At 52.9% G+C, this 9,736-nt stretch carries 7 protein-coding genes; 3 read left to right on the plus strand and 4 right to left on the minus strand.

Going from position 1 to position 9,736, the window contains the following annotated elements; genetic code table 11:
• Positions 1-1,627: type VI secretion system membrane subunit TssM (gene tssM, locus ACWB12_RS12820; protein WP_479530483.1), on the plus strand; the 1,627-nt coding region annotated here is incomplete at its 5' end.
• A complete protein-coding gene (gene tagF, locus ACWB12_RS12825; protein WP_479530484.1) occupies positions 1,609-2,139 on the plus strand; it encodes a type VI secretion system-associated protein TagF in 531 nt (176 codons plus the stop codon). The genes tssM and tagF, both read left to right, overlap by 19 nt.
• Here tagF and ACWB12_RS12830 read toward each other — a convergent pair.
• The 4 genes from ACWB12_RS12830 to ACWB12_RS12845 form a co-directional block, all read right to left on the minus strand.
• A complete protein-coding gene (locus ACWB12_RS12830) occupies positions 2,132-4,438 on the minus strand; it encodes a type VI secretion system Vgr family protein (RefSeq protein WP_479530485.1) in 2,307 nt (768 codons plus the stop codon). The two genes, tagF and ACWB12_RS12830, sit on opposite strands and share 8 nt — an antisense overlap.
• Before the next feature lie 119 nt (positions 4,439-4,557).
• The gene (locus tag ACWB12_RS12835) at positions 4,558-7,023 is read right to left on the minus strand and encodes an ImcF-related family protein (protein ID WP_479530486.1); all 2,466 of its coding nucleotides are present in this window, start codon (positions 7,021-7,023) and stop codon (positions 4,558-4,560) included.
• A gap of 3 nt (positions 7,024-7,026) precedes the next feature.
• On the minus strand, positions 7,027-7,899 hold the full coding sequence (locus ACWB12_RS12840; protein WP_479530487.1) for a M15 family metallopeptidase: 873 nt from the start codon (positions 7,897-7,899) through the stop codon (positions 7,027-7,029).
• A 6-nt stretch (positions 7,900-7,905) separates the two neighbouring features.
• Positions 7,906-8,661: a PP2C family protein-serine/threonine phosphatase gene (locus tag ACWB12_RS12845; protein ID WP_479530488.1), complete on the minus strand. Its 756-nt coding sequence runs from the start codon at positions 8,659-8,661 to the stop codon at positions 7,906-7,908.
• Positions 8,662-8,806: 145 nt separating this feature from the next.
• Between ACWB12_RS12845 and ACWB12_RS12850 the strand changes: the two genes are divergently transcribed.
• Positions 8,807-9,493, plus strand: a complete 687-nt coding sequence (locus ACWB12_RS12850; RefSeq protein WP_479530489.1) for an OmpA family protein — start codon at positions 8,807-8,809, stop codon at positions 9,491-9,493.
• Positions 9,494-9,736: the final 243 nt, after the last annotated feature.

The raw sequence follows: 9,736 nt of genomic DNA on the forward strand, positions 1-9,736 counted from the left end.
GCTGGCGCTTGATAGCATCTGCACCATCCCGCTTTCGGTTCGGGCATACCGCTCGTTATTGGGCAACCCTGATGTTGCAAAACTAAAAGACTGGATTCCCGCTGAAAAAGCCGGACCAAACGGCGCGCGCGTATTGACCCGTTTGTCGGAACGCAGTCTGCGCATTGGCTTGCCTGGCGCGTTTACCTTTGAGGGGTTTCATCAAACAGTTCTGCCGCTTGTGCCGGAAATTGCAGCACAGGCCGCACTGGATCGTGCTGTCTTTACCGGCGGGTGCACCGAAAGTTCGGACACGTCAACCACGACGTTGGAGCAAGATATCCTAAAGCTGTATTACGAGGATTTCATTGCCCAGTGGGATGGATTCTTGCGTGATGTTCGTCTGACCCCGATTGGTGATCTGGCGCAAGCCCGCGCCAACCTAAAGGATCTTTCCAGCGCTGACAGTGCGCTAAAACGATTGTTGGTGGCTGTAGTAACGGAAACCAACCTAACCTATGTTGATGAAGAAGGTGAAGGTGGAGCAGCGGTCCCTAAAGGGGTGCTTAAGGCAGCACAAGCGCGTTTGGGGCGGCTTGGGAAACTTGCCGCCCAAGGGTCGCGAATTGCCGGTTCCGGCGACGGCTCATCCAGCTCTGGTACCATAGCGGGCGCGCCTGTTGCCGATCATTTCGCCCCCTTGCGCGGCACAGTCGAGGAGGTCGATGGCGTGCCGCCCCTGCTGGACGATGCTGTCGCCGCATTGACCGCCTTGTCAAATGAATTACAAACCGTCGCTGCCAGCCCAGACCCAGAATCCGCACTGTTGGCACGCGGCGGGCTACCGCAACTCATCGGTGCCATCGCCAACGAGGCCGCATCGCTGCCCGACCCGATAGATGACTGGATCACCGGTATCGCTGGCGACACGATCTCGTTAACGCGCGAGGCGGTGTTGGCTCAGCTCAATGCGCGCTGGCGCGCGGATGTATTGCCGTTTTGCACGGCTGCCACAACTGGCCGTTATCCGTTTGACCAAGCCAGCCGGATTGACGTGAACATTGCCGATTTCGCCCGCTTGTTTGGTCCTGGTGGTCTGATCGACACGTTTACCAACGAACACTTGCTACCGTATGTTGATACCACCGCGCGGCCTTGGCAGTGGCGGGCCGATTTCAACCTGCCAGCGGAACGCTTGAAACCGTTCGAGAAGGCACGGTCCATCCGCGACGGGTTATTTCCGGGTGGTGCTGGCCCGATAATGGCTTTTACGTTGGAACCAAAAGACTTGTCGCCAAATGCGTCGCGGGTCACGCTGAATGTCGATGGTCAAACGCTTTCCTATTTCAATTCGGCTGCGCGACCGGAACCGATGACATGGCCGGGGCCGGACGGCACGAACTTGATCTCGATGACATTCTCGCCTGTGGATGGATCAGGTGAAATCATCACCTCGCAAACAGGTGCATGGGCGTGGCTGCGGATGATCCGTGCTGGCAACCTTAAGCGCACCCAGTTGCCAGAGTTATTCAAGCTAACCCTCTCCAAAGGGCCTTACCGTGCCCAGTTTGAGTTGCGCGCCAACAGCGTGGACAATCCGTTTGACCTATCCATGTTTGGAGCGTTCAAATGCCCTGCGCGGTTTTGAGCAAAGCCAGTGTCGGCTTTTTCGGCAAGCTACCCTCGACCGGTGATTTCGTTGCTCGTGGGTTAAAGCAGGGGGTGAGGCCCTTCCTTGATCAATGGCTAACCCGCGGTCTGGCCGCTCGCCGTGATACACCCGATGCATGGTCAAAGAATGGCATGCGTGCCGTAATCAAGTGGAAGACCTATTGGCTGATTTTGCTGATTTTGCCCAGCGCCGACAAACCGGATCGTAAATTTCCCTTTACGGTATGCCGGATTGCCACTGTTGCCCCAAGCCGCCAAAGTGCTGATGAATGGTGCAATTCGGTCTTTGATCTGGCCCGTGATGCAATTGCAAATCCGATGTTGGCGGATGAGGTTATACAGGCGCTGGCAAAGATCAAAGAAACGGAACTCGTGCCAAACACAGAAACTTCGGGTGATGTGATTTGGCACCTTGAAACCAAGTTGATCCCGATATCAGATTGCGGGTTTACACAAGCGTTGGACGGGCTTTTCCCAGCTGCTAGTTGATATTGACTTTGCTCCCTTTCAAAGTCATCTCGCCGCCGGATTTGCCGTTGATCTTGCCACTTCCTTTGATCGTTATATCCTTGCCTTCGATATTGATTGTGCCATCTTTTTTCATCGAAATTGCAGCGCTCCCGCATTTCAGGGTAATGCTGTCAGCGGCTTCCAGGAGCATTGCCTTACCAGCCTTGATCCAAACATCTTCGGTCACATCGTGGGTTTGGCCTTTGCCGACCTTAACCAGACGCCCCCCTTCATTTGACCAAGATTGATTGCCGGTCAGAGTAATTGTTTGGTCTTTACTGATGGTAAGCGAATGGTTGCCCCCAACCGTGACTGTTTGGTCCTTGGAGATAGACCATGTATCTTCGGCTTTGATCGTATGGGTTTGGGCTTTGCCAACGGTTACGCTGCGTGTCCCGCCGATAATATTTTTCTGGGCAGCCCCAACATTTCGCGATTCTGCAGCGCCAACACTGTCGACACGGGCGGCCTTGACGGTAATCGCTTGCGCCGCCCCGACGGTTTGAGAATGGTTTACCCCGATATTTTCAGAAGAGTTGCTGCCTACCTTGATCGTTTCATTCGTGCCGACGGTCAGAGATCGGTTGCTGCCAACGGTTTCTGTATCATCCACCCCGATACTAACGGTGCGGTTATTGCCGACAGAAACCGCCTTGTCGTTGGCTACAGATTCCGTCCGGTCGTGCCCAATCGACTGTGTTGCATCATTGCCCACATCTTCTTTGAAGTCATGGCCAATCGTGCGGCCCTCGTCATTCTTTACCAACTCGTTGTGATCTTTCTCGGCCTGAAAATATACTTCTTCTTCGCCTTTTTTATCCTCGAACCGCATCTCATTAAACCCACCACCACCGGGCGAGGAGTTGGATTTCCAACCTGATTGTGTCGCATTGTCGGGTAATCCATAGGGTGGCATTTGTGATGCGTTATACACCCGTCCAGTGATCAGAGGGGCGTCAGGGTCGCCTTCCAGAAAATCGACAATCACTTCTTGGCCGATCCGCGGTATCTGGATAAAACCCCAACCTGATCCGGCCCAAACAGAACTGACCCGCACAAAACAAGAAGAGTTTTCGTCGTCTTTGCCCAAGCGATCCCAATGAAACTGGACTTTTACACGGGAATACTTGTCCGTATAGATTTCTTCTCCGCTGGGGCCTACCACGGTAGCGGTTTGTGGGCCGCGCATCACCGGAACAGGGGTGCGCCGTGATGGACGATAGGGAATCGACGTTGGCGCCAACGCCAGTGTCACCTCGTATCCTGCCCCATCACGCTCCATGCCGCTGCGATACTGATCATCCCACATCAGGTAATCAGAACGAAGAATCACATATTCGTCATTCTCGGCCTCACGCGGGAAATTGGTAAATTTGAATTTGGCACCAGACCATATGCCGCGCACGGTCCCTTTGGCCCTCACACTACGTGACTGGGCTTGTGTGGTTTCTAATCTAACTGCGGTCAGCGCATCGCCCGGGTCCAGCTCCAGATAATTGCCCGGATAGTGATACACCTCACCATCATCCTGACTATGGCCCAGCGTGTTTTCCGATTTCGCCATCAAGTCTGCGCTCGGCTTGGTGAAATCATAATCAGTCTGGATATATGTGCCCGGCACCACTGTGGATTTCGGCTCCCAACCCAGTATAAAATCCCCGTCAAGAAATGACAAAAGCACGTCAGGCTGATATTCGACTTCCTCAAAATCAGAAACGGGTTCCAACTTTGCATTTGCATCAGTCAGTATCATCATATGCTCGCCATCGGCATATTCAAAAAAGTAGAAAATCCCTTCGTGCTCTAGCAGCCGTTGGACAAAGTCCAGATTGCTCTCGCCATATTGCACACAATATTCTCGTGGCTTGTATGATTCCTGTAGCCGCTTTTCAAATTTGACTTTGCTACATTCATTCAGCACCTCTTCGACAATTTCAACGGTACTCATTTTCTGGAATATCCGGTTGTCATGGGTGGTGGACAAAAACCACAACCACGGCCGAAGAACCGCCACGTAATAAGCATACCCATCACGAATCTCTTTCAGGCCGAATTCGGAAACATAGGCGTGGAAAAACCGCATGCCGTCGTCTTTGCCGATTTTCACGGTGATCGGCTCGCCCAGTAAATCTTCTGCTTTGATTTCCAGCTTTGTGCTGGCCATCTCCAGCTCAAAGCGAAAACAACCGCTAATTTCGTCGTAACCAGACATGCTGCTGAACATAAGGTCTTCTGGGCCCAACGGGGTTTTGATACTAATCTCGCGGTCTTCAAACATGTTTGGCCTCCATATTGCTAAGTCTTCTCAAAATGATATAGGTAAAATAATATTCGCCAGTATAGCGTAATTTTATGGGCTGCGGGAGATAAACTGCTCGCGGCGGCGGCAAACGAGTTTCACAATGTCGCCGGACAAAAAAAACCTTTCAGGAGAGAGCGCCCTGACACAGGGTTGGCCGCCTTTTGAAGCTGCATCTCAACAAAAACACGGCCGCCGCTCGCTCGTAAGTCCACTAAGAACCGACGCCCCTCATCACGTTTGCGCAGATGCATTTCATCCAATAGGCGTAGTAAACCCCATGGGCCTTGCTTTTGCAGGGTTGCAACTTGGTTCCCGACCTTGAAATTCACCACGACACCGGTTTCAGGTTGCGACCCGGGCCAGAATATCGTTTCCGGATCAGATGTTGCCCGAAGCGACACTTCTCTGCCACCAACCATGATAAACGCCTGCCCCCGTTCAGCCAGCGTCGCCAATTGCAGAGAGGCGGAAAGTTGCCCGTTATCATCAAAATAGGCATCGGTAATAGCCAGTGCGCGCTGAAAGAACACAGCCGACTCAGGGGTAAGTCCAGCGAATCTCGCCTCTGGTTTCCAGCGCCACGGATTGCTTTGAGTGTCCATAAGCGGCTCTAGCTGGCTCCGGAAAAACCGGGCGATCAAACCATCGGGGCCTAGGAGTGCCGCAAACTCGCCCAGATCACTATCGGCCCCGTCCGCAAAGGGAAACCGGCCATTGGCCACGCGACCACATTGAGGAAAAATATTGTTCTGCCAATAGCCTGTGATCGGATTGGACAACAGATCAGAGTGTGCAGCACTTGTTTGCGCCAAAACGTCTTCGACAATCTGCACCACGATTGGCGGAGCCTGTCGTAAGGCAGACACTGAATTTGCCCGATCACGGATGCTCATTAGCCGCTGCATGCCCGTTTCTTCACCAACATCGACCGCTCCCAATGCCACATTCAGCGCTCCGAACAATCCGGCAATCTGTTTCATTTTGCCCTGTTCGACATATTGGATCATCGGGCCATATTCAGTTGCCAGACGAATCTGCTGATTATGGCTGCGTCGACGGTCCGTGCCGCCCACCTGCATCCATATCTCGTTTAGCAATTGGGTTAATGGCGAATCCGCTGCTGATAGCCGGCCCGAAATCAAGACTGCACTTTCACTATCGGTAAAGGGGCGCACACGCAAATCTGCCAGCCAAGCCTTCCATACTTTAAGCGAAGCGCGCTGCAGTTGGTCCAGAACCTTATCCGGTGCGTCATTCTGTTGGAGTGCCGGTTCATCAAACAGTTTTGCCGCCTCTTGGCGGGCTTTTTGAACGGCGGTTCCGGCGCCAATATCACGCGCGTATGTCCAGCCATTTGCGGTGAATATGCCAAACACAGGCGCATCTATCACAACACCCGAACGGCGCTGCATAATCTCGCCGATCCTCGTGATGGCCTGATTTGGTTGCCAAGCAGGTAACGCCTGTGCCTGTTCCGAGCGCAGCAATTCCAAATAGGCACGATCAGATTCAATTGCTTCGGCTGCAAACTCGCGAGCCTGCTCCATCAGTTGTGGGTCTGGTTGTGGTAGCCCCGTCGTTGCGCCTGACAATCGTGCAGCGTGGGTGGCAAAATTCCGATATTCTGGCAGCAGTTCACGCCTCGCCTGCACCCACCCAGTAAGATATGCTGCACTCCAATCTGATTGCCCACTTAGGACGGACCATGCACGCAATGTATCGTAGGCGGCCAGATTGTTCCCCTCAACCGATATTGCGGCATTTACCGCCCCTGCCAACGCCACTGGCACTGCCTTGTCAATTTCAGTCTGATAGTCTGTTAAAGCACGCACCCCTGCATTAAATCCTAGAGGTCTCGACAATTGCCCAAGCGGTGCGCGCCGCGCCGCAAGAACGGTTCGTTCTGCTGCCGCTTTCAAATCATCCAGACGCAAAGCAAGATCATTGCCTGTATGGACCAGATCCAGCCCTGTTGCCAAAGCATCCTGCCGAAAAGCCTGATACAGCCGCGCATTATAGCGGTAGTCCAAAAACACGGCATAGCCTACCAACCCGACGACAAGGACACCAACAGCAAGTCCGGCCCGCTGCACCCAGCGGGTATTACCCCGTTTGTATCTATGTATGCGGCTTTGTTCTAACCGGTCCAGCAACTCGGCTAAAAACTCGGCCAAATCGCGGTATTCATCACCTGCCTTCAGGGCAGTGTGATGAAACTCGCGCACCGACGCAACAGACATGTCCCGTCCATCAAATAACAAGCGGTGCGCACCTGCAGCCCAGGGTTTCATCGCTATCTTTTTGACGCTACGTGCTGCCTGATCTATCAGTACCGCCAAGGCAAACCTTGCTGGTGGCACCGAATTTGGCACAGCGCCATCGCGCAGCGCGGTATTGCCAAACTCCTGTAGCAACGTCGCTGCCGTGGCAACCAGATGGGCTTCATCATTGTCAGCCGACAATGTCCCCAGTTGGTCAACAAACTGCAAAACCGGTTTGCCCAACCGGGGAAACCGGTTTGGATCTGGGCTTGCCAGCGGTGCATTTCGGCCGTACTTCATTGCCTATAGACGCCCCTCTTCTGCCCAGCGGCGCAAGGTTTCGACGCCAACTTCAAAATGCATCGAATCCTCGCGGGTATAGGTGGCCCCCCAATACCAGCCCTCATCGTTGAAATATTCGGCCAGAATAAGCAGGCCAAACTGGGTGCCCCCATCAGCAAAACGATCTAGTTCTCCTTGTAGTTTGACATCAATCGCTGTGCCCCAACTGTGGTTTGAAACCGATGAACGCGACCCGCGGATCAATCGCACGCACAGTGCTCCTGCCGTTCCAACCTTTTCGTAGATATCCGGATCGCTCTCTTTTAGGCGGGCCATGATCCGCTCAAGCGATGCTATCGCGGGCTTGATCATTGTGACCCTGAAATTGCCGATCGGGGCCGTTTGCAACAACGATTTCAGATGCGGGTTGGTAACCGACTGGCATTCGGTGCTGTAACTGCTGCGTGGATTTGACAGCAGTTCCTTCATCACCCGATTATTGGGCTGCGATATGCCTTTGTTAAAACGGGCCTTGGCCAAACGCATCGTTTCAGTCAGGTCTTCAGTTTCGCTTCTCTCGTCAATAATCGTGTCGCCGATCAACCCGTCGGTACTGATATCACCCGAACTCGTAATGGGGGCCGCTGTCCGGTTTGCCAGCAGGGACATATCCTCGCGCAGGCGCACAAGATCGGCACGCGCCTGGCTGAGTTCGCTTTCATAGCGATTTGAAGATGCCTGAACAGCGGCCATTTCCTGCTCTAACCTCTGTAGTCGCAAATCGGCACCGCCATCGGCGGTTTGCAGCAATGCGCCAACGATTGAAAATGCGATCGCGGCCACCACCAGACCAATGGCAATAATGATAGCGCTGATCAGCTGCCCGGGTGCCATGCTCTTTTATGCCTCCTGAATGAAAACCGAAATGACAGAAACATTGTCCGGGGCCCCGTTTCGCAGGGCTTCACTGACTAGGGCCTCACACACGCCCAACGGCGTTTTTTCCTCGATCATGCAGCGGGAAATGGTCTGGTCATAGACACAAGCCGTCAACCCGTCGCTGCATAATAGTAACCGGTCCCCAACGATCAATGGCACGGTCAGATGATCAACCTCCAGTTCGTCTGCCCCGCCCACGGCGCGTGTTACCACATGGCTTTCCGGGTGATGTTCGGCGTCTTTCGCACGCAGCGCCCCGCTTTCTACCAGTTCTTGCACAACGGTATGGTCGTGGGTCAACAGGCGTAAACTGCCGGATCGCATCAAATAGGCGCGGCTATCACCCGCCCAGGCAATATTGCCCACGGCATTCTGGATCAATAGGGTAACAACAGTCGCCCCCAAGGTGCCCAGATTGTTTTTCCGGGCGATTTCGCGGACCATATCATTGGCCAGCATCAAAGCATTTGCCAGCAATTCCGCCGGATATCCCACATCCTCAACAGCGGCCAGACAATCCATTACGATATCGGATGCAACATCGCCATTGCCATAGCCGCCCATACCATCAGCAACAGACCATAACACCCCCGCCGGATCGGTCAGGATTGAATCCTCGTTTATTTCCCGAACAATCCCGCGGTTTGTTAGCCCAGCTCCTATAGCAACCGGTAGCTGTCGTATTTCAATAGGAACGCGTGTGACCGGCGCACCCATCAGCGCGCAAAAACCAAGGAGTGGCCCCCCCCAAACAGATAAAAAATAATATTCATAACGAATCCAAAAAATTGACTGCATTGATTAGAACTTAATAATAACGTAGAATGGCTTATATATTAATTCTTTTTTTATGGTGGTTTTCATGCGGACATTAAATGCATTTGCACTTTGCGCAAGCCTTGTTGTTCTTCCCCTTTCAGGGACGGCACAAACCTATACAACCGAAGAGTTGTTATCCCTGTTTACTGCACAGCGCGATGCTTTTAACGAAGCAAAAACAACCGGTGGGTTAAAGACCCGTGGACTAACGCTGGTTACCGTCGACGATCTTACAACAGAGCCAACCATAGCAGCAACAACCGTGGCTCCAACAGTTACTGACCCACCTGTGGATGATAACGGCACAACCATTACAGCAACAATAGACACAAACCCGTCTACCTCTCCGCCCGACGCGTTGGTGACACCAATTATGTTCGGAAAATTGGCACCAGAGCTTCAGGTCAACGTTCGAGTAGAGTTCGAATTTGATTCAGCCGTGCTTTCAGCGGCGCAAAAACCCAAGCTGGAGCAGCTTTGCGGCGCAATGAAACCAAGTAATATCAATCTGTTCAGGATTGCAGGACATACAGATACATCCGGCTCTGAAACTTATAACGAAACCCTGTCCCTGCTGCGCGCAGAAGAGGTGAAGCGCTATTTCATTGATGAATGCGGCATGGAAGCTTCCCGTCTTGAAGCCATCGGATTGGGGGAACGGTTCTTACTCAATAGTGATGACCCTAAAGCAGGTGAAAACCGGCGCGTTGAGTTTCAGGCGCTTAGCTAAATAGGAAACGAAGGAATTCGAACCCTCGAGACGATTCCTCGTCTTTTCCCCTTAGCGGGGAGGTGGGCCATTATTACTATCGTTAGAGTCATGCCCAGCTAATTGGGTTTTCTTAGAGGCAGCTTAGCGGCATAAAGGTAACCAAAATTTTACTATTTTTTTGCGCTCAAGAGAACTTTGCGACAGAACCTAGACATTTTACGGGGCATATGATTTGCCGACACCCCACCAATTTCCCTTGTG

Source organism: Profundibacter sp. (assembly GCF_056498605.1).

Bases quoted from the DNA above. Each gene is read 5' to 3' on its own strand.
- ACWB12_RS12835 (WP_479530486.1), bottom strand. From the start codon at position 7,023: ATGAAGTACGGCCGAAATGCACCGCTGGCAAGCCCAGATCCAAACCGG.
- ACWB12_RS12840 (WP_479530487.1), bottom strand. From the start codon at position 7,899: ATGGCACCCGGGCAGCTGATCAGCGCTATCATTATTGCCATTGGTCTG.
- ACWB12_RS12845 (WP_479530488.1), bottom strand. From the start codon at position 8,661: ATGGGTGCGCCGGTCACACGCGTTCCTATTGAAATACGACAGCTACCG.
- tagF (WP_479530484.1), top strand. From the start codon at position 1,609: ATGCCCTGCGCGGTTTTGAGCAAAGCCAGTGTCGGCTTTTTCGGCAAG.
- ACWB12_RS12850 (WP_479530489.1), top strand. From the start codon at position 8,807: ATGCGGACATTAAATGCATTTGCACTTTGCGCAAGCCTTGTTGTTCTT.
- ACWB12_RS12830 (WP_479530485.1), bottom strand. From the start codon at position 4,438: ATGTTTGAAGACCGCGAGATTAGTATCAAAACCCCGTTGGGCCCAGAA.